At 61.1% G+C, this 25,263-nt stretch carries 24 protein-coding genes and 1 pseudogene; 11 read left to right on the top strand and 14 right to left on the bottom strand.

Annotated features, from left to right (window positions below; translation table 11 throughout):
- Positions 1 to 67: 67 nt before the first annotated feature.
- Complete coding sequence (locus ACFR99_RS13315) at positions 68 to 544, bottom strand: hypothetical protein (protein ID WP_390288143.1); 477 nt, start codon at positions 542 to 544, stop codon at positions 68 to 70.
- A gap of 419 nt (positions 545 to 963) precedes the next feature.
- On the opposite strand from ACFR99_RS13315, the gene ACFR99_RS13310 reads away from it, so the two are divergent.
- A complete protein-coding gene (locus ACFR99_RS13310; RefSeq protein ID WP_390288141.1) occupies positions 964 to 1,890 on the top strand; it encodes a DMT family transporter in 927 nt (308 codons plus the stop codon).
- A gap of 195 nt (positions 1,891 to 2,085) precedes the next feature.
- On the opposite strand, the gene ACFR99_RS13305 is transcribed toward ACFR99_RS13310, so the two are convergent.
- Positions 2,086 to 2,553, bottom strand: coding sequence for a DUF6691 family protein (locus ACFR99_RS13305; protein ID WP_390288139.1), 468 nt, complete (start codon positions 2,551 to 2,553; stop codon positions 2,086 to 2,088).
- Positions 2,553 to 3,050, bottom strand: coding sequence for a YeeE/YedE family protein (locus tag ACFR99_RS13300; protein WP_390288137.1), 498 nt, complete (start codon positions 3,048 to 3,050; stop codon positions 2,553 to 2,555). Before ACFR99_RS13300 ends, ACFR99_RS13305 begins: the two co-directional genes overlap by 1 nt.
- A gap of 257 nt (positions 3,051 to 3,307) precedes the next feature.
- Here ACFR99_RS13300 and ACFR99_RS20380 point away from each other — a divergent pair, with 257 nt between their 5' ends.
- Both ACFR99_RS20380 and ACFR99_RS13290 read left to right on the top strand, forming a co-directional pair.
- Positions 3,308 to 3,922, top strand: a complete 615-nt coding sequence (locus ACFR99_RS20380; RefSeq protein WP_465260901.1) for an OB-like fold-containing membrane protein — start codon at positions 3,308 to 3,310, stop codon at positions 3,920 to 3,922.
- A 17-nt stretch (positions 3,923 to 3,939) separates the two neighbouring features.
- Positions 3,940 to 4,449, top strand: coding sequence for a metal-dependent hydrolase (locus tag ACFR99_RS13290; protein ID WP_390288133.1), 510 nt, complete (start codon positions 3,940 to 3,942; stop codon positions 4,447 to 4,449).
- A 12-nt stretch (positions 4,450 to 4,461) separates the two neighbouring features.
- Here ACFR99_RS13290 and ACFR99_RS13285 read toward each other — a convergent pair whose 3' ends face one another.
- Positions 4,462 to 5,349, bottom strand: a complete 888-nt coding sequence (locus ACFR99_RS13285) for a cation diffusion facilitator family transporter (protein WP_390288131.1) — start codon at positions 5,347 to 5,349, stop codon at positions 4,462 to 4,464.
- 97 nt (positions 5,350 to 5,446) lie between these two features.
- Between ACFR99_RS13285 and ACFR99_RS13280 the strand changes: the two are divergent.
- A pseudogene (locus ACFR99_RS13280) lies at positions 5,447 to 5,536 on the top strand (IS6 family transposase); the annotation flags it as partial.
- 309 nt (positions 5,537 to 5,845) lie between these two features.
- Here the strand turns inward: ACFR99_RS13280 and ACFR99_RS13275 are convergent.
- The 6 genes from ACFR99_RS13275 to thiE all read right to left on the bottom strand — a co-directional run bounded on the left by ACFR99_RS13275 (position 5,846) and on the right by thiE (position 12,425).
- A complete protein-coding gene (locus ACFR99_RS13275) occupies positions 5,846 to 7,024 on the bottom strand; it encodes an MBL fold metallo-hydrolase (protein WP_390288129.1) in 1,179 nt (392 codons plus the stop codon).
- 157 nt (positions 7,025 to 7,181) lie between these two features.
- The gene (locus tag ACFR99_RS13270) at positions 7,182 to 8,006 is read right to left on the bottom strand and encodes a DUF1641 domain-containing protein (RefSeq protein WP_390288127.1); all 825 of its coding nucleotides are present in this window, start codon (positions 8,004 to 8,006) and stop codon (positions 7,182 to 7,184) included.
- A gap of 3 nt (positions 8,007 to 8,009) precedes the next feature.
- Positions 8,010 to 9,191: an NAD(P)/FAD-dependent oxidoreductase gene (locus ACFR99_RS13265; RefSeq protein ID WP_390288125.1), complete on the bottom strand. Its 1,182-nt coding sequence runs from the start codon at positions 9,189 to 9,191 to the stop codon at positions 8,010 to 8,012.
- 351 nt (positions 9,192 to 9,542) lie between these two features.
- Positions 9,543 to 10,625, bottom strand: a complete 1,083-nt coding sequence (locus ACFR99_RS13260) for a rhodanese-like domain-containing protein (RefSeq protein ID WP_390288123.1) — start codon at positions 10,623 to 10,625, stop codon at positions 9,543 to 9,545.
- A 320-nt stretch (positions 10,626 to 10,945) separates the two neighbouring features.
- The gene (gene thiM, locus ACFR99_RS13255) at positions 10,946 to 11,779 is read right to left on the bottom strand and encodes a hydroxyethylthiazole kinase (protein ID WP_390288121.1); all 834 of its coding nucleotides are present in this window, start codon (positions 11,777 to 11,779) and stop codon (positions 10,946 to 10,948) included.
- Positions 11,772 to 12,425 (bottom strand): thiamine phosphate synthase, encoded by a 654-nt coding sequence (thiE, locus tag ACFR99_RS13250; RefSeq protein ID WP_390288119.1) that lies wholly within the window; start codon positions 12,423 to 12,425, stop codon positions 11,772 to 11,774. Before thiE ends, thiM begins: the two co-directional genes overlap by 8 nt.
- A gap of 288 nt (positions 12,426 to 12,713) precedes the next feature.
- Here thiE and ACFR99_RS13245 point away from each other — a divergent pair, with 288 nt between their 5' ends.
- The 3 genes from ACFR99_RS13245 to ACFR99_RS13235 all read left to right on the top strand — a co-directional run bounded on the left by ACFR99_RS13245 (position 12,714) and on the right by ACFR99_RS13235 (position 16,446).
- The gene (locus ACFR99_RS13245) at positions 12,714 to 14,444 is read left to right on the top strand and encodes a hypothetical protein (protein WP_390288117.1); all 1,731 of its coding nucleotides are present in this window, start codon (positions 12,714 to 12,716) and stop codon (positions 14,442 to 14,444) included.
- A gap of 130 nt (positions 14,445 to 14,574) precedes the next feature.
- Positions 14,575 to 15,153 (top strand): plastocyanin/azurin family copper-binding protein, encoded by a 579-nt coding sequence (locus ACFR99_RS13240; RefSeq protein WP_390288115.1) that lies wholly within the window; start codon positions 14,575 to 14,577, stop codon positions 15,151 to 15,153.
- A 213-nt stretch (positions 15,154 to 15,366) separates the two neighbouring features.
- Positions 15,367 to 16,446, top strand: a complete 1,080-nt coding sequence (locus ACFR99_RS13235) for a 2,3-butanediol dehydrogenase (protein WP_390288113.1) — start codon at positions 15,367 to 15,369, stop codon at positions 16,444 to 16,446.
- A gap of 282 nt (positions 16,447 to 16,728) precedes the next feature.
- On the opposite strand, the gene ACFR99_RS13230 is transcribed toward ACFR99_RS13235, so the two are convergent.
- From ACFR99_RS13230 to ACFR99_RS13215, 4 genes are read right to left on the bottom strand one after another with little or no spacing between them, the layout of a single operon-like run.
- Positions 16,729 to 17,517, bottom strand: a complete 789-nt coding sequence (locus ACFR99_RS13230) for an ABC transporter permease (protein WP_390288111.1) — start codon at positions 17,515 to 17,517, stop codon at positions 16,729 to 16,731.
- Positions 17,514 to 18,377 carry an ABC transporter permease gene (locus ACFR99_RS13225; protein WP_390288109.1) on the bottom strand — a complete coding sequence of 288 codons (864 nt, stop codon included), beginning with the start codon at positions 18,375 to 18,377 and terminating at the stop codon, positions 17,514 to 17,516. Before ACFR99_RS13225 ends, ACFR99_RS13230 begins: the two co-directional genes overlap by 4 nt.
- Complete coding sequence (locus ACFR99_RS13220; protein WP_390288107.1) at positions 18,374 to 19,417, bottom strand: ABC transporter ATP-binding protein; 1,044 nt, start codon at positions 19,415 to 19,417, stop codon at positions 18,374 to 18,376. Before ACFR99_RS13220 ends, ACFR99_RS13225 begins: the two co-directional genes overlap by 4 nt.
- 5 nt (positions 19,418 to 19,422) lie before the next feature.
- Positions 19,423 to 20,505 (bottom strand): ABC transporter substrate-binding protein, encoded by a 1,083-nt coding sequence (locus tag ACFR99_RS13215; RefSeq protein ID WP_390288105.1) that lies wholly within the window; start codon positions 20,503 to 20,505, stop codon positions 19,423 to 19,425.
- 142 nt (positions 20,506 to 20,647) lie between these two features.
- On the opposite strand from ACFR99_RS13215, the gene ACFR99_RS13210 reads away from it, so the two are divergent.
- The 4 genes from ACFR99_RS13210 to ACFR99_RS13195 are packed head-to-tail and all read left to right on the top strand — an operon-like array spanning position 20,648 to position 25,254.
- A complete protein-coding gene (locus ACFR99_RS13210) occupies positions 20,648 to 21,448 on the top strand; it encodes an enoyl-CoA hydratase/isomerase family protein (RefSeq protein ID WP_390288103.1) in 801 nt (266 codons plus the stop codon).
- A gap of 2 nt (positions 21,449 to 21,450) precedes the next feature.
- A complete protein-coding gene (locus tag ACFR99_RS13205) occupies positions 21,451 to 23,643 on the top strand; it encodes an acetate--CoA ligase family protein (RefSeq protein WP_390288101.1) in 2,193 nt (730 codons plus the stop codon).
- A complete protein-coding gene (locus ACFR99_RS13200; RefSeq protein ID WP_390288099.1) occupies positions 23,636 to 24,433 on the top strand; it encodes an enoyl-CoA hydratase/isomerase family protein in 798 nt (265 codons plus the stop codon). Before ACFR99_RS13205 ends, ACFR99_RS13200 begins: the two co-directional genes overlap by 8 nt.
- Positions 24,430 to 25,254: a carbon-nitrogen hydrolase family protein gene (locus ACFR99_RS13195; protein WP_390288097.1), complete on the top strand. Its 825-nt coding sequence runs from the start codon at positions 24,430 to 24,432 to the stop codon at positions 25,252 to 25,254. The genes ACFR99_RS13200 and ACFR99_RS13195 overlap by 4 nt, the downstream gene beginning before the upstream one ends.
- Positions 25,255 to 25,263 lie beyond the last annotated feature (9 nt).

Genomic DNA, 25,263 nt, shown 5'->3' with positions numbered 1-25,263 from the left:
TGGACTGTGGCAAGCTACCATACCAGGAGAAGGCTCGGACAAGATGCAGAAGCAGGGTAGGAACGTGCTATTGTTCCGCTTCGCTCCGAACGGTACTGCCGATTGCGAGTGCAGCGCCGATGATGACGAGGTTCTTGATGATGTACTGTCCCTCGACAGTTAGGGCGTACGGAACGGTCGTGTAGACAACCTCTGGGAGGAGAACGAGCGGGAGAAAGGTGCCTGGAAGCTGAAGGAACAACAAGAAAATGCCGACGCGGATCAGCGGTCGATACAACAGACAGATGCCGATGAGCACTTCCCAAACGCCAAGCACAGGAACAAACACCTCTGGAGAGATAACGTATACAGTCGCCGCAACAAGGTCTGCCGCCGGACTGATCTCGAACACTTTCAACGCACCAAACCATATGAACACGACCGCAAGGGAGACGCGAAGTATCGGAATACTCCACTGTTTCATCGCCGAGGCGATCCGCATGTCTAGTTCGTCGAACCGCCGCTTGTACGCCTGCAACCGTTCAGTTTCGATTCGGTCCGTCATTACATCGTGTGGGGACCCCACCAAGGAAACACCTGTCCCCTTCGATTGCTGTCAATAACACATCCCATCAACCAAAGACTACCTATCAACTAACTTGTCAGATGAAAACTGCTACCTTACACGGCGGTGGGAATATCTGCCGGTACTGGCAGATTGATTAACAGTATGTTCGCAAGTTAAAGAGCATCTGCATCACTCTGTTCTACGTGAACCAAACGAATCTATCGCGCTGAACTCACCCTCTGTATTCAGCACGTCGGACTTAACAGTGCCTCGGTATTTCGATCAGGTCTTGCTGAAGACAGGGCGCGTCTCGACTTTTTAGACACGGAACAACAACTGTAGCAGCGAGTATTTAAACACCAGTCATACTGCGCACGGCTTTTCTTTAAATGGCGACACGAAGTCACGGATCGATTGTGGATTCGACCCAGTACCGCGATTTCGTGTTATTTATCGGCCTGGCGTTAATGTGGGGAACGGCGTTTCCTGCCGTGGAGGCAGCCCTGTCCTATATGCCCCCGCTGCTGATCGCGGCCGTCCGGTTTGACCTCGTCGGATTGTTTATGCTGGGATATGCGCTTATGGCGACCGAGAGTTGGCAACCGTCCACCCGTGGTGACATCCTCGCTATCGTGGGAGGGGGAATCCTGTTTGTCCCGGTCGGTCAAGGTATCTGGTACATCGGTCAGGAGCTCACTACGAGCGCTCTTTCCGGATTGATGGCCAGCCTCATGCCGCTTTTCACTGCTGTGTGGTCGTGGATTCTCGTCCCCGAAGACCGGGTGACGGGGGAGAGTCTCGCGGGACTCAGCATCGGGTTCGCGGGCGTGCTCCTTGTCCTGATTCCCGGGGCCACCCCGCTGTTCAGCCAGGGCATCCTCGGGAAGCTATTGATATTCGTTTCGGCAATCGGGACCGCGCTCGGGAGTGTCCTGATCCGACGGGCGGAGAACAGAATCTCCACCCCTGCGGTGACCGCGTGGTCGATGCTTCTCGGTGCCGGACTTATGCACGTGCTCAGCCCCGCTATCGGCGAGTCGCTGTCGGACGTAACAATAAACGCCACAGTAGTGCTCGCGGTCGGGTACCTGACGGTGGTCTCGACCGCGCTCGCATATACCGTCTACTTCACACTGCTCAACCGGCGATCTGCCGTGGAAATCAACTTGGTCCACTATCTCTTCCCGGTCGTTACAATCGTGGCGGGGTACATACTGTTCGGCGAGACCCTCCCGCAGCCGGCAATCGCAGGTTTCGTACTCATCGCTGCAGGATTCGGTATTCTGAAACGCCGGGTGATCGTCGCGGAACTCGGTAACAGAGATTCCAGAGACCATCAGTAATGTACTATTTGGGAGAGTCAATAATCACTACGTACGCCCCTCTTCGAATTTAGTTTAATAAAGAAGGAGTGAAACAAACGGGGCCTCAGTGAAAGATGCATCTCTGTATTGAGCATGCATTCACTATCAACTGCTAAGGGTTCTAACAAAGCCGTGTCCGGTACGCTGCGACAGGGCAAACGCGGTCCTGTGTCGTCAATCACCAGTAGCTGGTGTCTCACGGACTGTGTCGCTTCGGTGGGCCCGCCAGAGTCCCTGGGCGTACGCGCCGATAAACATCCCCGCGATGGCCCAGAGGATTTTGTAGTTCCCAATCCCCAGACTCGCGTAGCCGGCCCCGGGGCAGATCCCTGAGAGTCCCCAGCCAACACCGAAGATGATACCGCCGATGATGACCTTCTTGTCGAAGCGTTTCTCGCGGCGAGCGTAGCCCCTCCCAGTCAGTGGGGCCGTCTGAAGCACGTGCGTTGCAACCTGGATTGCAAAACCCATGACGAGCGCGGCACCACCCATCACGAAGAGCAATCCGAGATCCTCGAGCTGGAGGAAATCCAACACGATCTCAGGACGGGCCATCCCACTGTATGCCAATCCGAATCCGTGGAGGAGTCCGCCGACGATGATCAGTCCCGTGAAGAGAGGATGGCGAGTACTGTCGCTCATTAGGGAGACACCCCCAGTGCGGCAACCACGAGTGCAGTGAAGATGGCGATGCCGACGAACAGGACGGTGTTCACGAGTGACGTTCGAGACAGCGATGCGATTCCGGAGACACCGTGACCCGACGTACAGCCTTTGCCGATGCGCGTTCCGATCCCGACGAGGATACCGCCGCCCAGTAACCGCCACCACTGGACCTCAGTGATGAAGACCTCTCTGGTGAGAACGAGTCCATAGAGGGCTGCACCGATGACGATGCTGACTGCAAAGACAACCCGCCAGTCGCGCGAACTGACATACTTTTCACGCTGGAATCGTGGGAGATCAGAAACGTACGATAGCGTCGTTTCCAAAAACGTGCTGTTCCCCGCGATGATTCCCGTCCCGAGATAGATCACTGCGATTCCGAGGCCGACAAAGAGTCCACCAACGAGATACTGACTGATCCCTCGTGGGAACAGTTCAGTCGCTAGTGAAAGGGCTACGGCGGACATGATCATCTGTCACCAGGAGCCACATCCTGACTGGTAGCACAGTTGCTCGAGTTGATTCCGAGTGGAACGGTTTCGACAGTCGTCCGGGAGCGGTGCCCGTTCCATTCGGGAGAAGTTGGTGCTGGCACTAGCGAATGTTGAGCCGTTTGCGTCGCATAAGGATTGTATTTGCATTCCACTGCAACACCATTCACCCGTCTGAGACACGTCAGATCTCTTTTCCTGCACAACGGCTATGTTTCGGGCCATAGTCATGCGAGTGAATGTCCACACGTGAACCGTTCGGCCAGCCTGACCGTCTTCTGGCCGGGATCTCCCTTCTCATCGCTCTCTTCGGTCTCTTGTTCTGGACAGGCACGGCCGCCGTCGATCCGCTGGAAAGCGAGTATCCGAACGAAGCCGACGTGACATCGGATCGGAGCGCTTACATCGGTGACCGTGTCGTTCTCGGCGGGTCTGTCGTCGCGACCGACCCGCTCGTAATCGCGACGCAGCCGAACGGGGATGGCAGGTTCACCGTGGTACATACCACCGGCAGCCTCGAGCGTTCGACCGGCCCTCTCGAGACGGGTGATCATGTGACAGTCTTCGGCACCCTCGAGGATGCGTCGACGCTCGAGGCAGATCGAGCTATCTCCACTGCCCTGTGGGAATCGCTTTATATGGTCGTCATCTCATTCGTCGCCGGGTGCTGGGTTCTCGCACGGCTTGTCCGTGGCTGGCGCGTTGATCGGAGTCGAGTTGCACTCGTTCCTCGAACTACGGCGTCGACCGGTGGCGAACGCGGTTCCGACGCCAATCCGTCGCGAGGAGATGGCTCATCGGACGACGGCTCGCGTGAGCCACGCCGAGACCGCTCGACGACTGATCGACACTGAGGGGAACGTGATCGGTGATGCCCGATCTCCTCACGCACGTGCTGGTCGGCTACAGTATCGGGACGCTACTCTCGGTTCGATACGAGCGGATCCGCGCGCCACAGGTCACGCTCGTGATGGCTGGTGCGCTGTCGCCTGATTTGAGAAAAATCGCACTCGTGAGCCCGAATAGCATACTCCAGACGGTGACCGGCAGTCCCGTCTCGTGGACACCGTTGCATACGCTCGGAGGGAGCCTGCTCGTCGTCGTCCTGGGATCGCTTTTGGTTGCTCCTGAATACAGACGACAAGCGATTGCGCTGACTACCATCGGCGCAGTGTCCCACCACGCCTTCGATGTCGCGCTGTTCACGATTACCGGCGAAGCGTACGCCGTGTTCTTCCCGATGAGTACGTATCGGCCACCATCTCTGGACCTGTATCTCAGCACCGATCGCTGGCCTGCAGCCGTTGCAGGTGTCCTCGCAGTTGTTGTATGGACCGTCCGCCGGTACAGTACCGCCGGACCGCAGGAAACCTCGAGTTGAGTATCCCGCCGACTACTCGTTCTCCTTCCACTCGCCGAGTTCACGCGGGTCGACGTGGACGAACACGTCGTCGACCTCGGGAAGTTCACGGATGTCCGCCGCGATCGTCGACTCGATGTCGTGGGCTTGCTGGAGCGTCAGGTCGCTCGCTACCTCGATGTGCAAGCTGACGTCGACTTCCGGGCCGACGTAGTGGGCGACGACGTCGTGGGCACCGTAGACCTCTGGATGGGCGAGTGCCCGCTCGCGTATCTCCTCGCGGAGTTCGGGTGGTGGTGCCGCACCGACGAGGTAATCGACGTTCTCACTGACGATATCGTAGCCCGTATAGAGGATCCCCAGCGCGACCACGGCGCCGGCAAGGGGGTCGAGGAGTTCGTACCCTGCATCGGCACCCAGTACGCCCACCAATGCCGCAGTCGCGGTGAGGATATCGTTGCGGTTGTCGAGCGCTGTCGCGGTCGTCGCCGGCGAGTTGTGCGCGTTCGCGACCTCGAGACAGTACCGATAGAGCCCGTATTTTACCACCGCGCTCGTGACGAGCACGCCGACTGCCCACGGACCAGCGAACACAGCGTAGTCACCCGCAATGATCGTCGTGACCGATTGGTAGAGGACGGTCCCGCCCGCGGTGAACACGCCGGCGGCGACGAACAGCGAGACGAACGGCTCGATGCGCTCGTGGCCGTGGGGGTGTTCGAAGTCCGGCGGTTGAGTGGTAGCGTACAGCCCGGCGAGCATGACGACGCTGTAGACCGTGTCGGCGATACTGTTGACCGCCTCCGAGCCGACGGCGTAGCTTCCGGTCGTCCACCACACTGCGCCCTTCGCGACGGCCAGCAGGAGATTTACAGCAAGCACGACGATACCGACGCGTCGGACAGCGGCTCGTCGGTCCATTCACTAGATCTTTCGCAGGGACGCCGATAGTGGTTTTGTTCAACAGTCACCTTCGCGTCCGCAAGGCTGGTGTGTCAATAAACGCGACTCGGATTTTGTGGAGCGAGAAGCAACACCGCGGCTGTTGATGACGCTCAGTATTCAGTTCTATCTTGCTGAACCCCAGCTTTCGAATACTATTCACGTTCCGATGTCTTTCGAGAGGTAAAACGGCCATATCGTCGCTCAGACACAGTTGACTGGAACCGACGCGCCGTGACCGCTCGTTCGCGACCGATGTCCCAGCGAACCCAGTTTCGACACTCGAGTTTGTCGTTCGTGACGCGACTCGAATGACTCGCTTCGACGGAGAGATCGACGGCTGGATGGCATCACTCATCTCGATCGATCCGGGAACACGTAGTTCGTCATACAGCCACCAGTCAGTCAGGTTCGGGGCACTCGCAGGATTGCTCACGGCTGTACCGGGAAACCAGAACCGCAGCCGCGGACCGTATCAGTCGTCGCCGACGACGCTCTCCTCGGTGGCGGCACACCGGTTCGGTCCCAGTTCGAGTTCGTCGGCCTCTTCCTCGCTTTCCAGGTCGCGTTTGCCCTCGTTCGTCGCGATGACGTCCTCGTAGTTCGGGGGCTTCTCCGGGATGGTCTCGAACGCGGCTTTGACGTACTCCGCTTTGTCCATCTGGATCATCTCGTTGTGCGTTCGGATGTGGCCGATAGTCGACTGCATCGGCAGCCCAGGCGTGACACCGATGTACTCGCCGTCGTCAGTGACGTTGAAATGCCCTGGAAGGACTGTCACGGTGTCCGGTTCGGCCATTAGCTTCTGTAGTGTCTCGTAGAGTACCGCCGACGCCTCCTCGGCGTCGCCACCTTCGAACTGGAGTTCGGTCCGGCCCACGGACTCGACGAACAGGGTATCGCCGGTCATGAGCGCTTCGTCTTCGACCAGCCAGCTCGTCGAGCCAGTGGTGTGTCCGGGCGTGTGGACGCCCTTCAGTGTGACCTCGCCGATGTCGACGGTGTCGTTGGGGGCGACGGGATCGTATTCGAACTGCGGGTCCCGCGTCTCGATCTCGCTCCCGAGGTAGTAGGGCACGTCCAGTTCGTCGCGCAGACGCTTCCCGCCGGTCATCAGGTGGTCGGCGTGGATGTGCGTCTCGAAGATCGCCGTCACGTCGAAGCCGCGGTCCCGGGCTGCCTCGAGGAACTGTTGGGTGTGCCGCGACGAGTCGATGATCGCCGCCTTGCCGGTGCGTCGGCACCCGACGATGTAGCCGAGACACCCTTTCGCGCGGCGCTGGAGCTGGAGGATCTCTATGTCGTCGTCCCGCGTCGCAATGGGGACGACGTCGTACACTCGGCTCCAGGCCTCCATGCCGCCTTCGACCGAGGATACGTTCTCGTAGTCCCGTTCCTCGAGCCACTCGCCGAACGCCTTGGAGGCCCGGCCGACGGCACAGATGGTGATGATCTCGGTGTCTTCGTCGAGTTCGCCTCGAACCGCATCGAAATCGCCCCGGAGTTCCTCGTCCGTGGCCGAGTACTCCATGTTCTCGGCCGCCGCGATGTGCCAGTTCTCGTAGTCCTCGGGGCTCCGGTTGTCGAAGAGAACGAAGTCTTCGTCTCGGTCGATCTTTTCCTTGAGCTCGTCTGCCGTGATTGTATCTGTCATGGGTCGATGTGAGTACTGTTTCCCGTAACGGATTGCCAGTGTCCATCGCTACCGTGGTACGCATCGAGATGAGCCGCCAATAGCTGCCAGAACCGCTGCGGGCTGGGTGAGGCGCACTCTCGGCTGAGACGACATGTCGCCGCGAGAGAGGGGGTCGTCATCGCGCCCCCACCCGTCGGAGGAAATCGACGATACGGCCGATGCCACGCCGGACGTTCCGATTTCGGAGCGCGCCGAGCAATCCCAGGATCCCCATCTCTTTGGGCTCCTCCTCGGCGAATGCGCCCAGGCCAGCATCGAGCGTCTTGAGGACCTGGGGATCGCCGATCCGCTGTGTGAGCCACATCATGTGTCCCAGGTTCTGTCCGAGTTCGTATGGATCGATGTCGTACTCGGCAGTCGCGTCGACTAATCCGGCCGCGACGAGGCGGGATTGTCGGATCATCGGCCGCATGTCGCCGCTGGCGTCCTGGAGTTCCGGAATGAGGTCTTCGACCAGTCCCTCCGTCGCATCCAGCAAATCGAGTGTCTCGGCGAGTACGTCCGCGTTCTCGCCCAGTCGCTCGATGAGGACGACCATGTCTTCGCTCTCGACGGCCATTCGGAGTCGGCTGAGAACGTCACGGTTCTCGCGGACGGCGAGACGGAGTTCCGGTGCCAGATCCGAGGCCAGCCCTTCGGTGGCATCCAGCAGGCCGAGCAGTTCGGTCAGGTCCTCGGAGTGTTCGCCGAGTTGCCGGAGGAGAACGACGGTCTCCTCGCGCTCGAAGGCCATCCGCAACTCACGGAGCGGCTCGCGGTTCTCCCGGACAGCTGTCCGCATCTCGGGAGCGAGGTCCGCTGCCGTCTCGTGGAGCGCGCTCAGCAACTCGAGCAATTCTCGCAGTTCGTCGGCGTTCTCGTTGAGTGTCGCGGCGAGTTCCGCCACCTCCTCGTCGCTGAGAGCCGCTTCGGCCGCGCCACTCGTGTCTGTCTTGCTCATGGGTTACACCGGGAGCGGGTCGTAGCCACGCATCCAGAGATCCCAATACACCGACGGCAGGACGTTGACGTCCATGATCCAGTTGGAGCGGGTCTCGACGGGCGCGGAGATGCTTTCCTCGTAGTCGAACTCTGCTATCATCGCCTTGCCTTTCTGGGTCAGCAGGGGACATGCGGCGTAGCCGTCGTATCCCGGCTTGAGCTCTCGGCCGTTCATCGCGCGGACGACGTTCTCTGCTACGACGTGGGACTCCTTGCGGGCGGCTGCTGCAGTCTTGGAGTGCGGTGCGTTCTCGCAGTCACCCAGCGCGAAGACGGTATCGTACTCGTCGTGTTGCAGGGTGTGCTTGTCGACCGTGACGTACTCGCCGTCGTGTTCGTCGTCACCCTCGGTCAGTGGCGAGTTGTCGGTGATGGCTTGCTGACCGTACTGCGGCGAGACGGGTGCGCAGAAGTCGTACTCGATCTGGCCGTTGTCCGTGTGGATGACCTGCGCGTCCGGGTCGATCTCGGTGACCGACGTGTTAGCCTTGAACTCAATGTCGCGTTCGTTCCAGATCTCGTAGAGTTTGTCCCGATAGGGCTGGACGCCGAAGTGGTGGTCTGCGTTCCGGGTCATGATGAACTCGGCGTCGTCGCGGAACCCCTGTCGCCGGGCGTAGTCCTCGGCGAGCATCGCCATCTTCAGCGGCGCACCCGGACACTTGAACGGTGTATCCGGGATCGTGACGACGAAGGTGCCGCCGTCGAAGTTCTGGAGTCCCTCACGCATCTCGAGGGCCGCCTCGTAGTGGTAGAACGGGTACACCGTGTCGGTCTCCTCCCAGCCCTCGACCATCCCTGGGGTCGTCTCCGGGGCGAGCCGGTGGCCCGTGGCCACCACCAGGTAGTCGTAGGGCAGATCCTCGTCAGCCTCTTCGAGGTGCACGACTTGGTCGTCGGGGTTGACACCCGTTACCGCGTCGTGGACGAACTCGACGTCGCTGTGGACGAGGTCGCGGACGTCCCGAGACTGGTCCGGCTCCAGATAGCCGAACGGGACGAGGTAGAACGACGGCTGATAGAAGTGTTCTACACTCTTGTCGACGAGGGTGATCGTCGCCTCGTTTCGGTCGAGTTTCCGACGCAGGATGTTGGCAGTCATCGCGCCGCCTGCTCCAGCGCCGAGAATTGCTATGTGTGTCATTCCCTCTCTATGGTCAAGTGAAGCAATGTCACAAAGATGGCGATGGGAGTAATTACCGGAACTGACCCGATCCGTGGCACGATTGCCGCAACAATTGCTGATTTCGATCTGGAATGGTTCCGGAGTGATGCTCGTTTCGAGTGGTGGCAATGTCATCGGCGAACGCGGACACCGCCTCTATAGTAGCCACTGAAACGATTTACACACTGATTACAACTCAGCCGTGCGATCAGATGTGCAGTGACTTTCAGTGGCTACTATAGTCGGGGCGAACCGACGCCCAATTCTATGAGTTGAGGGAGGCCAGAAGCGCTCGCGTCCTTCGTCGACAGTAAAGTCCGGACAGAACGCTCACTCCGTTTCCACGGGGACATCCACGAGGCTTCCCCACTCGGTCCAGGAGCCGTCGTAGTTCATCACTTCGGGGTACCCCAGCAGTTCCGAGAGAACGAACCACGCGAGCGCCGAGCGTGCTCCCACGCCGCAGTACACGATGATCTTTCGGTCTCGAGTGACGTCGGCGGCGGCCAAAACGTCCTCAACACCGCTTCTGGGAGCGAACCGGGGGCCGTCGAACAGTCGGTCCAACGGGATGTTGGTGGCCCCAGGGACGTGTCCCTGGATGGGCGTCGACGCCGACAGATCATTTCCGTCGTCGAACTCACCGTGGTATTCGGACGACTTTCGGACATCGAGCAGCACAGTATCTTGGGCGATTGCGCGGACGACGTCGTCGCGGTACGCACGCACGTGATCGAACGGTCCACTGGCGGTGTACTCAGCCGCGGGAAACGAACCTGCAACGTCGGTCGTGGGACATCCTTTTGTGATCCAGTGCTCGAGGCCGCCGTCGAGCAGTCGCTGGTCGCGATGTCCGTAGTAGGCAAGGAGCCAGTACACGTAGGCGGCGTGATAGCCCTCCCCATCGTCGTAGAGAACGAGGCTGGTGTCCTCGGCCGTACCGCGACTGCCGAGCAGTTCTTCGAGCGTCTTCCGGTCGGGAAGCCGCTGGCGGTTGGGATCGAGCAGGTCCGACTCCGGGTCCAGGACAATCGATCCTGGGATGAACGCACTGCTGGAGTCGTCCGCCCCAACGTAGACGAGTCGTGCGGACGGATCGTCTTGCTGGAACGACGAGAGCTGCTCGCGAACCCAGTCCGGATTGACGAGGGCGTCACGTGAGTACCTCGAGCACCCCGAGTCCCTGACGAGGGTGTAGCAGGTCTGTCTGGCATCGTAATGGGCCGGGTGGGACTCGATGAGGCCGGCGTCCTCCAGTTGTCTGATGGCATAGTGCAGCGTCCGCGACGAGAGTCTGGTCTCCTCGACAAGCCGCTTCTGTGACAGGCGTCCGTTGTACTCGAGGACCTTGTAGACGAGGTCCGCACTCGGCGGGAGGTCCGATAACGCCTCCTCGATCCATTCTTCAGCCATGGCAGTTGTCGTCAGTAACGCTACGTTCTGAACTGGGTTAACAGTTAACAAACCAAATTCGAGGGGGGAGGATCAATATTAACAGGGTATCGACAATAAGGGCGACTGAACTGGGTGGTAATACTATCTCACCTTCAAATCCGGAGTATGACCGTTCATCCGTCGTCATCGCTCGAGTACCTCGTCGTCAGGATTTGTTCCGGCTGGTCCGGCAATCGCTTTCGCACGCTCGAGTCGTGTTTGAGGCGACGACGAGCGAACAGCCACCGACGTGAAGTTTATTCAGTGTCCTAGATCCGTATGGGGACACGGTCGACTGCTCACCGAACGCGCTCGATCCGGTCTGTCGGCTCGAGTTCCGCCGCGACTTCCGGGGTGAGGCCGGCGATACTGTCGAGGAAATTCACCCGGTAACTGGCCGGTCCGTTGTACTCGAGATCTGTCGCACGCTCGCCAGCGAGTCCGTAGGCGAGGGTCCCGTGTAAGGCAGCGAGAAGGCCGTTCTCGAGACTGCCGGAGAAAGCCGCGAGGGTTGCCCCGAGCATACAGCCCGTCCCGACGACCCTCGAGAGCATCTCGTCACCGGCGCGTACGCGATAGATCCGGTCGGGTCCGGCGACGACGTCTTCGTCACCCGAGGCGACGACCGCAGCGCCGGTCGTCGCCGCAAGCGCCTGCGCCGACTCCGTAATTTCCTCGTACTCGCCGACGGACTCGACGCCTTTCACTTCGGCCTTCGCCCCCGCCAGATGTGTTATTTCTCCGTAGTTACCCTTGATAACGTCGAACTCGACCTCCTCGAGTAAACTCGTGTGGACCTCCTCTCGGGTCGGCGTCGTCCCTGCACCGACTGGGTCGAGGACGACTGGGACAGCCAACTCGTTGGCTGCTCGACCCGCGGCGTGTAACGCCTCGATGTTCGAGTCGGTCATTCGGCCGGTGTTGAGCAGTATCGCACCCGCGAGTTCGGCCATCTCGGGTGCTTCGCCGGGCGCATCCGCCATCACCGGTAACGCGCCCCAACTGAGGGTGACGTTCGCCAGATCGTTTTTCGTCACCTCGTTCGTCAACTGCTGGACCAGGGGCTCGCGGTCACGGATCGCCGTGAGCGAGTCCGCCAGCGCCTCGCCGGTGACTTCGATCTCGTCAGTCATCGCTGCCCACCCCCTCGGAGACGGCGGCGTCTAACTCTCCCGCTGCGGTTTCCGGATCATCTGCTGCGCTGATCTCGCTGATCACGGCGACGCCGGTCGCGCCTGCTTCGAGGACCGGTGGCGCGTTCGAAGCGGTGACGCCGCCGATCCCGATGACGGGAATCGAGACGGCTGCGGCGATCTCGGAGACGAGCTCGAGGCCGGTTCCGTTTTTCTCCTCGGGAACGTCTTTTTTCGAGTCAGTACCGTAGATGGCACCAACGCCGAGATAGTCCGCGCCAGCCGCTTCGGCCTCGATGGCCTCCTCGACCGTCGAAGTCGAACAGCCGATGACGGCCTCGGGTCCGAGCAGTTCGCGGGCGACTGCGACGGGAAGATCGGACTGGCCGAGGTGGACGCCGTCGGCGTCGATCGCCTGTGCGATATCGACCCTGTCGTTGACGAGCAGGGCAACGCCCGCCTCGGCAGTGCGCTCACGCAACTCACGACCGAGTTCGTAGCGCCAGCGGGCGTCAGTATCTTTCTCCCGGAGCTGAACGACGTCGACGCCACCGTCGATCGCGGCCGAGACCACTTCGACGGTACGTTTCCCCCTGGAGACCGATTCCTGCGTTACCAGGTACGTTCGCCAGTTCTCTGGATTCATAGACGATACCATCGAGTGGTACAACTAAGACGCTTTGATTCGAAGGCTCGAGTGGCAACGGTCAAGCGGGAATCACCGACCGGGACGGACGCTACTCGCTTTCATACGGTTTGTTGTTACTGTTTCCCGGCGCACCCGCACGGCGGCCGGCGGTTGCGGCGGTAAAGATTCACAGCTATTATTATCAGATAACGAGATATCTCGCGGTTTAATTCATATCTGAATAAGACAGTCTAAACCACCGAAATGTATATATGGCCATATAGTGTGGATCGCTATCGTATTTCAATGTCAGATGATAACGAATCACTTTCTTCGGTGTCGTCCCGACGTCGGGCGTTCTTGCAGACACTCGGCGTCGGTGCGGCCATCGGAGTAGCAGGCTGTAGCGGCCAGTCAAGTGACGCCGACCTGCTGTCGGCCGACGATCTGACGTATCTGGCTCCTCGAGAGGCAGACGACTTCGATGCACTCGTTGAGGAACGAAAGCTGGCTGCACTCGAGAAAGTACTCGCGGTCGAGGAAGCCGGACAGCTGGTGTCCGATGCCGTCTCCTCAACGGCTTACCACCGCATCTTTAGCGAGTACGATTTCGTCGAAATACTGGCACCCCACGAGATGACGGTCTCGGGAAGCTACGAGGATGAGACACAGGAACTCGAGTTCAGCGACATCAAGCAGATCCGCGCGCTGGTTGATCGCGAGAACGATCAGCTGGTGCAACTCGACATCCAGACGCGAGAGGCACACGTTATCGAGAGATCGAACGAGGAACTCAATACCAACACAGTAACTGCAGCACTCGAGAACGATACGATCTCGAGTGTACTTGAGGACAAAGACTGGTATGTCCTTGCGGCGGACTACTCCATTATCACGGCCTACTCTGAAGAGTATCCCATTGGCGTGGTAACACCAGTCATCTTCAACTGGAACGACAAGGGAGATGACAGGCGAGCCATTGGCGCCGCCGTGACAACGACGACGCTCAACGACGTCGCAACGGAAAACGAGGTTCTCGACATCTATCAGCCGGCACAGGAGTCGCCTGACCCACTCTCGGGAATCGTCTCCGAAGTCGATGGTAACGATCCCGGTGACTATCAGGAAGGAGCGATCGAGGTACCGGGTGAGATGGACGATACCGACTGGGAGATTCGCCGTCCATCTCAAACCATCGAGCAGAACAACTGGACGATTTCCTGGGAGAATACCCTCCACGACGCTTACCGCGTCGAGGCAAGTTACAACGGGAAGCCTGTGTTCGGCGACGAGTCCAAAGTCCCCTGGATGCTGAGCGACTACGAGCCATTCGGTATGGCAGGGCCGGGCGCTCCCTCTGGGCGCCGCAACTGGCATTTCTGGGACACGCTCGGCTTCACCGGCCCTGGCGTCATCGAGAAACACGATCTGAGCGACGGCTTCCGGATCCGCGGCTCTTACCACACCGGCTCGCTCGACCACTGGGAGTGGCGGTTCGGACAGAACTGGGCACCGTATCGCTACTTGATCGACTGGAACTTCCACGAGGACGGGACTGTCGATGTCACCTCGCGCCACCCCACGACCGGCTTCCGGACGACCAACGGGTATCCGAAGTACACGTTCCACTTCGCCGTCGAACCGGCATATGACGCCGCGACTGTCAGCGTCGACGATGGGTCGGGCTGGAGTACGGTGTCGTCGGAGTCACGATTCGACCGCGGTGACATCGAACGGCTGCGTGTGGAGAGCGCAGACGGTCCCGAACAACTGGTCATCTCCAGACCAGGACAGCAAAACTACGCGCTCCAGTACGACCCGGAAACCATTGAATACGACCAGACGCTCGAGGGCGTTACAGGCGAGATGATCGAGGACAAACAGTACCTGGATCCTGAGAACTACCTGCAAGATCGGTCACTCGATGGAGAGCGCGTCTACCTCCGGATGTATTCCTCGCGCGACACGGGTGAGGGGACTCACGCGACGACCGAACCCTTCGCATTCCGGTTCACGATGCAGGCCGAAAATTACTGAGTAATACGGTCTGTAAAATCTCCCTCGGCCGACCTTGGACTGTATCAATGTCACGTTCACCACTTCGCGATAACGCTCCGTCGAGTCGTAAGGCAAAACGCACTGTCGACTACCGATATCACGCCAAAACATGAAACCGACCAGACGAACTGCACTCAAACGGCTGGCTATTGCATCGACGACGATCGGTCTCGCCGGTTGTACGAACACTGGCGAGAGCGCTCCGTCCAATGATACCGAGGATCCCGACTCTAACGAGACGAACTCCTCGAGCGATACAGGATCCGACGAGCCCGGAGACTACACCGTGGGGATGTACACGGACCTGTACTACGACCCGGTTGGGCTCCATGTCGAACCGGGTGAGACCGTCTCGTTCGAACTGGTAAGCGGTGCCCACTCGGCGACCGCTTACCATCCTGACAATGAGAACGCCCTGAACCGCCGTATTCCGGAGGACGCACCGGCCTGGGATACGACAGTCGTCGAAGAAACCGACACGCTCCATAACGTTACGTTCGAGACGGAAGGCACCCACGACTACTACTGTATTCCACACAAGATGGTTGGAATGGTCGGGCGGATCGTCGTCGGCGAACCTGGCGGTCCGGCCGAAGAATCCGACAATCAAGACCTTCCGTTGCCTGACTCGTCGCGAATCGTCGACGAGGGATCAATCGCGTGGGACGATTGGAAGTCGAACGTGTAGTCGTTTCTGCCACCAGTTTCGTACCGACCCGCACTCCCTCGGCGATCGATAGCGGTTCTCTCCTCTCGGTCCGATTACCTTCGCGCGGATTCAAACCTTCGCTTGATTCGGAATTCCACGACCTTCTTGCCGTGGGGGAGGTCAATGGGGAGGACGAACTATCAACCGGGGAGAATAGAGGTTAATTATAATGGACGACTATTATAGATCGCTATGCAAGCAGCAACATACCACGGCCAGAAGGACATCCGTGTCGAGGAGGTAGAAGAGGGAGGAGTCGAAGCAGACGAGGTCCGAATCGACATCGATTCCTGCGGTATCTGTGGGTCTGATCTCCACGAATACACCGCCGGCCCGATTTTCGTCCCGGAAGACGACCCCCATCCCGTATCTGGGGAGACAGCACCGATCAGGATGGGTCACGAGTACAGTGGCACCATCGCGGAGGTCGGCGAGTCCGTGACGGACCTGGCTGTCGGTGACGCCGTCGCAGTCAACCCCATCCTCTACTGTGGGGAGTGCCGACAGTGCCGGGAGGGGAACTACCACATCTGTGATTCGGTCGGGTTCATCGGACTCTCCGGCGGGAGCGGTGGGTTCGCCGAGAGCGCAGTCATTGATGCAGAGCACGCCGTCCCGCTCGGGGAAGACGTCCCAGTGGAACACGGCGCACTGGTCGAACCGCTGAGCGTCGGACTGCACGCGGTGCGTCGATCCGGACTCCAGGCCGGCGACGCTGTCGCAGTGTTCGGGAGTGGACCCATCGGCCTGGCGGTAATCCAGTGTGCTCGCGTGGCTGGCGCGGGAACTATTTTCGTCTCCGAACCGCGCGACGCCAGGCGCGAACGTGCAGCGGACTGCGGTGCTGCGGAACTCATCGACCCGTCGACGACCGACCCCGTCGAGTACATCCAGTCACAGACGGATGGCGGCGCCGACGTCACGTTCGAGGTCGCAGGCGTCGAACCCTCGTTCAACGCGGCCGTCGAGAGCACGGCGCCGGGCGGCAGTACAACCATTGTGAGCATCTGGGAGGAGGAGGTGAGCACGCATCCGAATACCCTCGTCCTCGGCGAACGGACCGTAACTGGGACACTCGCCTATCTCGGCGGCCCGCGGTCTGACGAAGAGTACGGAATGGTGATCGAGATGCTTGCTGACGGTCGCCTCGACCCGGAACCGTTCATCACCGATCGAATCGGTCTCGATGAGATCGTCGCCAATGGGTTCGACCGACTCATCGATCCCGAGAGCGACCACGTCAAAATCCTCGTCAAACCCGATATGACCTGAATCGCTTCGGGGATTCGGCCGAGACATTCGCCTTGCTCGTGGTAAACAGAGAGGGTTCGGAGATCCCTCAGACAGTCGGACAAAGTCCGATAACGGCGAGGCTTCCCGTACCGCACGTGATATATTCTCTGGGATCTGGTCCGACTCATGCTTTCGTGTGAGACGTCCCGCTCTCGTGGTCGAATAGCTATCTCACCGATCGCAGCTGTCTTATTGGCAAGAGGATACGAATCACAGTGGTAGCGAGGCGAAAGCCCACCGGCTTTATCCGTGTGGAAAATATCAGGCAGAGGAAATCTTTCGACTGGCAAGCGCGAGGACGAGCATGACGACGATGAGCACGACCGAGAGTGCGTTGATCGTCGGGGTCAGCCCGGTCCGAAGCATCGTGTAGATGACGACCGGAACGGTGCTGGTACCCGGCGAGATGAGAAACTGCGTCGCGGTGAACTCGCCGAACGAGACGACGAACGCGATGAACGCGCCAGCGAGGATCGCTGGCGAGATGATGGGACCGGTCACGTGCCGGAACGTCGTCACAGGGTCGGCACCGAGGACGCGCGAGGCACGCTCGAGGTCCCGGTCGTAGGTGAGCAGTTCCGAACGCACCAGCAAGAAGACGTATGGAAGCGAGAGCACCGTGTGTCCAAGGATGAGCGCCGGAAAGCCCGACGGCAGCTGGATGGTACTGAAGTAGCGGACGAGCGCGATCCCCGTGATGACGGGCGAGATGATCATCGGGAGGAGCATGATCGTCGAGATCTGTTCCTTGTAGGGGAACTCTCCGCGGACGAAGCCAATGGCGGCGATCGTCCCGATGATCGCCGAGAGGATCGCCGACACCGTCGCGACGACCAGGCTCACCGTAAGCGCGTTGAGCAGTCGCTGGTCGGCCAGCAGTTCCGTGTACCACGTGAACGAGATGCCCTCCTGTGGAATCGTCGGAAAGTTCTGTGGTGTAAACGATGTCAGAACCACGATCAGGACCGGCAACAGGAGGAAGGCGAATACGACCGCGATGAGCGCGCGGAACGTGAGCCCTTGGACGCGCTCCGACGTGCTCGTGCTCATATATTCCCGAGCACCTCCTGGAGGTCGAACAGCATGTTGAACATGATCAAGAGCCCGACGAGCAAGACCGTGTACGCGATCGCCAGTGCCGAGGCGAACTGGATGTTGAAGTTCTCCAGGAACGCCTGGGCGATGACGTTCGCGATCATGGTCTGATTCGGCCCACCCAGCACAGCCGGACCGAGGAACGATCCGGCCGCGAGGATGAACACGATGAGCCCAGCGGCGACCAGTCCCGGCAGACTCAGCGGGAAAATAACTCTGGCGATGGTTCGCCACTTTCCGGCGCCGAGGACGCGCGAGGCGTTGACCAGTTCCTCGTCGATGGCGTTCAACGAGTTGTAGATCGGCAACACGGCGAACGGCAGGTAGACGTTCGCGAGGCCGATGATGACGGCCGGCGTGGTAAACAGCAGATCCGTTTCGAACCCGGTCAAGTCGGCCAGCGGACCGGCCGGTGACAGGAACAACAGGATGCCGAAGTACCGAACGATGTACGCGATCCACAGCGGAACGATGATGAGAATCATCGCTGCGCGGGCGCGCTCGGTGCTGAACGCGAGGAAGTACGACAGCATGTACGCCAACGCGAGCGTGACAGCGGTCGTGACGAACCCGTAGAGGAACGACCGGACGAACGCGTCCACGTAAATGCCGTTCGTCACACGCCGATAGGATTCGAACGGCGTCGACGAGCCGAGGTTCAGACTCTCTGGGATCAACAGCAGGATCGGCAGGACGAAGAACAGGCCGACGAATCCGAGCCCGAACAGTGCCAGGTGGCGATTGGCGATCCGTCCCTCGAGTCCCTCGCCGATAAGATGTGTTACTCTTCCAAGTCCCCCTCGTTGGACGCTCATAGGACGATCACCCGCTCGGCCGGGAACCTGAGGTAGACGTCGTCATCGACGTCGATGTCCGGGAAACGTGTGGTGTGTGCGAGCGCCGTCGATCCGTCTTCGAGTTCGGCCGACACCTCCGCACGGTTTCCGAGGTTCGCGATATCGGTCACGGCCGCACGGAACTCGTTGTCGGCCCCCATCGGCTCGAGGCACACCTCGATGTCTTCCGGACGGACGTACAGTGAGACGGACTGGTCGTCGTCGATGCTCGAGTCGGGGAGTGTGATCCGCTTGGCGTCGTTATAGACGACAGCCTGTCCACCCTCGTGGGTGACGGTGCCGGTGAACTGCGTGGATTTGCCGACGAACTCCGCGACGAACGGGGTGGCCGGAGACTCGTAGATTCGCTCGGGGCTGTCGATCTGCTGGGCCTGGCCATCGTTGAGGACGACAACCTTGTCCGACATCGACAGCGCGTCCTCCTGATCGTGCGTGACGTACAGCGTCGTGACGTTGACCTCGCGCTGGATGCGATTGAGCCAGCCGCGCATCTCTTCACGGAGGACCCGATCGAGACCCGTAAGGGGTTCGTCGAGCAGGAGGATATCGGGCTCGTAGGCCAGCGAGCGAGCTAGTGAGACGCGCTGTTGTTGCCCGCCGGAGAGTTCGCCTGGCTTGTGATCGCCGTGGTCGGGCATATCGACGAGCTCGAGTGATTCCTCGACTCGCTCTTCGACATCGGCCGCCGAGTAGCCGTGCATTTTCAGCCCGTAGGCGATGTTCTCCCGGACGGTCATGTGGGGAAACAGCGCCGTCGACTGGAACGCCATCCCGATGTTGCGCTTCTCGGGTGGGAGGTCCGTCACGTCCGTCCCGCGAAGGCGGATGCGCCCATCGGTCGGTTCGACGAGACCGGCGATCGCGTGTAGTGTCGTCGACTTCCCACAGCCGGAGGGGCCGAGCAACGTGACGAACTCACCCTCCTCGATTCGAAAGGAGAGGTCGTCGACAGCGCAGAGATCGTCGTAGTACTTCGTGAAGTTTTCTACTTCGAGCATTGGAGTTAGTTCTGTTTGATGCTGTCGAGTCGCTGCGTCCACTCGTCCTCTTTCGGCAGCACCGCATCCCAGTCCCGGAAGGCCAGATCCTCCGCGGGCGCGTAGTCGGGGAGCTCTTGCATCGAGCTCGGCGGGTTCTTGACCTGAACGGTGTAGTTCATCTCCTCGGAGAGCGTTAGGAGGTTCTCCCGCTGGTAGGTGTGATTGAGCAACTCGTGGGCTGCCTCCGTGTTTTCCGACCCTTTGACGATCGCGAGGTTGTCGGACCACCCCATCGCACCCTCCTCGGGGATGACGTACTCGATGTTGTCGTAGCCCTCGTTCTGGAGCGCGAGCACCCGACCGCCCCACGCCTCACAGATCCAGGCGTTCTCCTGTCGGAGGTAGCGAATCGACGTCGCGCCATCACCCCAGTAGGCGAAGACGTTTCCGTTCTCCTCACGCGCCTGTTCGAACATCGTGTCTGTTTTTTCTTCGTCGTCCGGGACGTCATTGACGTCGAGCCCCGCTGCGGCCGCCGCGTTCGAAAGCCGGTCGATCGTCCGGTCGATAAGCGAGACCTTTCCGTCGTATGCAGGGTCAAGAAGTGCGTCCCACGATGTGAGTTCGCTGTCGACCTTGTCCGTATTGTATGCAAAACCCGTCGCGCCGTTCTCGCGGATGAGGCCCATCGTGTCCTCGCCGTTCATGTTGAACGACAGCGTCCGTGCCGACTCTCTAATGTTCTCCTCGTAGTTCGGGACTTGCGAGAGATCGATCGGCTCGAGGATGTCTTCCTGCTGGGCGCGTGCCATCCCGGTGTCGTTGAGCGCGACGACGTCGAACGAGCCGGGGTTTTGCTTGATCAGCGAGATCATCTCGGTCGTCCCGCCGGCCGACGTTCCTTCGACACCCATCTCCGAATCCCAGCCCTCGAACACGGACATCTGTGCCTCCTGTGTATTACCGCCGAACCCGAGGAATCGGAGTTGGTCTCCCGAACTGGAACCGAGCAGCGATGTACAGCCCGCGAGTCCAGTCAGCGCTCCGATCCCTGCCGTTGCCAGTACGTCCCGTCGATTTGGCGTGCCCTTGTGTGTCATTGCCATGAGCTTCTATTACACAACACTATAATAATCTTTCCCAGATATATGGATCTTCTTTGTGACTATTCCTAATACAAGCTCTACAATTAGGAGCAAGCAAACATTTATGTTGGTATCTGATATGAGTCTACGTAGTGACTTGCCCATGACTACCACAGACACAGTGACGGAGGAACCAACTCGTTATGAACGTACTGGGGACGTCGCACGCGTCTGCCTGAATCGGCCGGATAGCCTCAATGCAGTAACCCCCGAGTTGTACGAGGGGCTCCGCGATGGTCTCGAGCGGGCAGCCGATGAAGATGCCCGCGTCGTCGTTCTCGAGGGCGAAGGCCGGGCCTTCTGTGTGGGTGCGGACATGGAGAACCACGACGAGACTGACCGCACCCAGAAGGAACGCCGTGAGTACGTCTGGCAGGCACAGGAGGCGGCCAAAGCAGTCCAGACCCATCCGCAACCGGTCATCGCGAAGGTCCACGGGTACGCCATCGGCGCAGGCGCGGAACTCGCGCTGAGTGGGGATTTCGTACTCATGGGCGAGGACGCGGAGATCCGGTTCCCGGAGGTCTCGATCGGCACGTACATCGGCGGCGGTGTCACGTACACGCTGGCGGCGCGCGTCGGGCAGGCCCGTGCGAAGGAACTCGTCCTCTCGGCGGCGTCACTGACTGGCGCGGAAGCAGCCGACGAAGGTGTCGTGACGAGCGCCCACCCCGAAGCAGAACTCGAGGACGCCGTTGACGAGCTGGCCGCGGAGCTTGCCGACAACGCTCCGATTCCGATGGAGTTCGCCAAAGAACAGTTCGGACGCGTCGGCCAGGCGACCCGGGACGACATGCTGACGGCCGAGGCAGAAGCGCTGCTGGCCTGCATGGCGACCGATGACTGGCAAGAAGGGGTCGACGCGTTCGCCGAGGACCGCGAGCCGTCGTTCGAGGGGGTCTAACCGTGACGGATCGTTCGGCCGACATCGACCGCATCATGGACCCCGATTCGGTCGCGATCGTCGGCGCGTCCACCGACGAGACCAAACGGGGCTACCAGGCCATCAAAACACTCCAGAAGGGTGGGTACGAGGGCGAGATCTACCCGGTCAATCCCTCGGCCGAGGAGATCCGCGGCCTCGAGGTCTATCCGACCGTCTCCGCGATTCCCGGCCGTGTCGACCTCGCGCTCATTGTTACCCCGGCACCGATCGTCCCCCAGATCCTCGAAGACTGTGCGGACACCGACCTCGCGGGTGCGGTGGTCGTCGCCGTTGGCTTCGGCGAAGCCGGCGAGGACGGCCAGGCACTCGAAGACGAGATCGTTCGCCTCGCGAACGAACACGGCGTCAGACTCGTCGGTCCGAACACTTCCGGGATGATCAACGTCCACCAGGGGCTAAACCTCGTCGGCGCGGACACGGTCCCCGAGGGGAACCTCGCGTTGCTCTGTCAGAGCGGGAACATGGCCATCTCGCTGTTCACCGAGGCCGCCACGCGAGACGGCGTCGGCTTCAGCCACTACGTCGGCGTCGGCAACGAGGCCGACCTGCAGTTCCACGAGTACCTGTCGTTTTTCGACGCCGATCCCCAAACGGACGCGGTCGTCTGCTATGTCGAGGGCATGAGCGACGGCCGGGCGTTCCTCGAGCAAGCGCGCGAGGTGACGACCGACACGCCGATCGCCGTCCTGAAAAGCGGCCGCTCGGACGTCGGCAAGCGCTCGGCGTCGTCCCACACCGGGTCGCTGGCCGGTGACGCCGCAGTGACCGATGCCGTCCTCGAGCAGGCGGGCGTCGTCAGCGTCGAGCGCTCGGACGAACTCCTGTCGGTCGCGAGCGCGCTGTCGTCGCTGCCCAGCGCCGACGGGGACAACGTCGCGATCCTCGCGGACGGGGGTGGGCACGCGACGCTCGCGGCCGACGCCCTCGCCGAGCGAGGACTCTCCGTCCCGCAACTCACTGAGGAGACACAAGCGAAACTCAAGGCCGTTCTTCCGGACGCGGCCAGCGTCGTCAATCCGGTCGACGTCGCGGGCGGCACTGACGACGACCAGTCCGTGTTCGTCGACTGTGCGGCGGCCATCATCGCCGACCCGAACGTGGATGCGCTCGTGCTCTCTGGGCTGTTCGGCGGGTACGGCATCCGCTTCGCCGACCAGTACACCGAGGTCGAGATCGAGGCCGCACACGATCTGGCTGACCTCGCCGACGAACACGGCAAGCCGCTGGTCGTCCAGAGTGCCTACGAAGGCTTCGATACGGAACCCCACGCCGTCCTGCGTGAGAATGGGGTTCCGGTCGTCGAATCGCTCGACGTCGCGACTGCGAGCCTCGAGGCCCTGGCCACGTACGGCGAGCGCGTCGCGGCTGCAGACGAGAGCAGCGACTTCCTCCTGACGGGCGACACTGATGCGACTGAGACGATTACCGACCTGCTCTCGCGTGGGCGGACGCAGCTCTCGGAACTTGAGTCCAAGCGCGTCCTCTCGGACGCCAACCTCCCGATCACGCCGTTCGAACTGGCGACGAGCCCGGACGAAGCGCGTGACCTCGCAGCCGCGTTCGACGGGCCGGTCGCGATGAAGATCGTCTCGCCCGATATCGTCCACAAGTCCGATGCCAGTGGCGTCGCACTGGGGGTTGACGCTGACGAGGCCGGCGACACCTACGACGACCTGCTCGCTGCGGCCCGCGACTATGATCTCGACGCCCAGCTCGACGGCGTGCTCGTGTCGCCGATGGCCGACGCCGGCGTCGAACTCATCGTGGGTGTCGTCGACGACGAGCAGTTCGGCCCCGTGGTCATGTGTGGCCTTGGCGGTGTCTTCGTCGAGGTCTTGGAAGATGTCGCATTCCGGGCGCTGCCGCTTACCGAAGCCGACGCCCGATCGCTGCTGTCGGACATCGACGCCCAGGAGTTGCTCGAGGGCGCACGCGGGAACCCACCGGTCGACCACGACGCCGTCGTGGAGCTACTGGTCGCGGTCTCCGAATTTGTCGAGGACAATCCGTCGGTATCCGAACTGGACCTGAATCCCGTCTTCGCGACCGAAGACGGCGTCGAGGTCGTCGATGCCGCGATCACGCTCGATACCGATCCAGCCGTGCCGGTCGACAGCGAGCTTGTCGCATCAGGAGGGACCACCGATGATTGAGATCGACGCGCCACTGCGAGTCGAACGACCGGACGACCATGTCGCTCGCGTTACCTACGACCGCCCCGACGCGATGAACGCGTACAACGAACCGCTGCTTCGGGGTGCGGTCGAGGTGTTCGAGCGACTCGACGAGCGCGATGAGGTCCGTGCGATCGTCCTGACGGGTGCCGGCGACGCGTTCTGTGCCGGCGTCGACCTGAGGGACATGCCGCTGACTCCGGAGATGGAGTTCGCCGAGTACGAGACAGGGCTCGGTCTGTTCCAGAACGTCGTCCGGACTATCCGGGGGATCGACACGCCGGTCATCGCGGCAGTCAATGGCTACGCGCTCGGTGCTGGCTGTGATACGGCACTGGCCTGTGACTTCCGGATCGTCAGCGACGAGGCCGTTATCGGAGAGACGTTCATCGACGTCGGGTTCGTCCCCGGCGACGGCGGCGCGTTCCTCCTGCCGCGACTGATCGGCGAGGCACGCGCGAAGGAACTCATCTTTACCGGCCGGAAACTCGAAGGCGAGGAAATCGTCGAGTGGGATCTCGCGCGTGAACAGGTCGCCGCGGACGACCTGCTTACTGCTGCAGCCGAGTTCGCCGCGCAGTTGGCCGATCAGCCGCCGATCGCGCTCGCCCAGAGCAAGCGCCTTGTCAACGGGAGCTTCGACGTGGGTATCGACCGCGCGCTCGCCGACGCCACGCGGGCACAGCGGATCTGCTCGCAGACCCGCGATCACGCGGAAGCGGTCGCCGCCTTCCAGGACGACCGAGAACCGGAGTTCGAAGGACGATGAAGCGGTGTACGATCTCCATCGTTCAGTTCGAGAGCACCCTGGGACCGGCCGCCGACGGAACGCTCGATCGGATGGCCGAAACGATCGCCGCCGCTGATGCGGACCTGGTCGTCTTTCCCGAACTCGCGACGACCGGCTACCACGTCTTCGACGAGGTCCTCGAGGTGGCAGAGCCTGTCCCCGGGCCGACGACGGAGGTGTTAGGTGCGGCTGCCGCCGACGCCGGGACCGAAGTGCTGTTCGGAATGCCCGCTCGGGACGGGGACGACGTGTACAACTGTGCGGTCTGGATCGATGCCGACGGTGACGTGCGTGCGCGCTACGACAAGCGCCACCTCTGGGGCGACGAGGCGACCGCGTATTCGGCTGGCGATTCGTACGCTGTCGTTGACGCCCCATTTGGCCGGGTCGGTATCCAGATCTGCTACGATCTGAACTTCCCGGCGGCGAGTGCTGCCCTCGCGCGCGCCGAGTGTGACATCGTGATCAACATCTCGGCCTGGTCGGTCCGGATGGAGCGCGACTGGCACACGCTGTTGCCCGCGCGTGCAGTCGAACAGGGTGCGTACGTGATCGGCTGTAACCGCGCCGGTACGGAGGCCGGAACCACGTTCTGTGGGCACAGCACGATGATCGAACCCGACGGGACGACGGTTGTCGAGATGGGAGCCGGTGCTGGTCAGGTCGCGGTTACGCTCGACCCTGGTGTGGTTGCGGCCGAACGGGCACGCAATCCCATGCGGACGGATCGGCCGGAAACTGATGTCGACGCGACACGGTACGATAGCAGCCGTTCCTCCGACTGCTCGAAACCGATCTAGTACCTTCCC

It is taken from the genome of Haloarchaeobius amylolyticus, from assembly GCF_042678045.1.
In the GTDB taxonomy this organism is placed as follows: domain Archaea; phylum Halobacteriota; class Halobacteria; order Halobacteriales; family Natrialbaceae; genus Natrinema; species Natrinema amylolyticus_A.
This window is presented reverse-complemented; position numbering and strand designations above follow the sequence as displayed.